Source organism: Paraburkholderia sp. SIMBA_054 (assembly GCF_046534875.1).
Taxonomy (GTDB): Bacteria; Pseudomonadota; Gammaproteobacteria; order Burkholderiales; family Burkholderiaceae; genus Paraburkholderia; species Paraburkholderia hospita.
In genome coordinates, this window is the sequence record NZ_JAWRXV010000808.1 from 1 (window position 1) to 271 (window position 271).

The following is a 271-nucleotide window of genomic DNA, read 5'->3' on the forward strand; positions in this document are numbered from 1 at the left end:
CTTGCAGCTCGGGCAGAGAATGCCCGCGGCATTGCTACCTTCGTATCCCACGGCCGTACCTACGCCATGCCGTTTGCGGTGTTTGGGACACAAAATAAGTGCGCCCGTTGCGATCATGGAAAAGGGGTAGGGAGCGCCTTCGGCAATACCGTGCTTGTCAAGGGGCCAAACGGGATGTTCGGAATCCAGTGTGTAGGAGACGGTATATTCCGAGACTGGAATAGGCAGCTTGCGTTTGTCCTGCTTACGTGGACGACCGTGATCATCGGTG

The 271-nt window shown here is 56.5% G+C and carries 1 protein-coding gene; it reads right to left on the minus strand.

The annotated features are described in order from the left end of the window. Window positions 1-271, minus strand: a 271-nt coding sequence (locus tag SB822_RS57340; RefSeq protein ID WP_410859141.1) for a hypothetical protein, incomplete at both ends; no start/stop codon positions are given.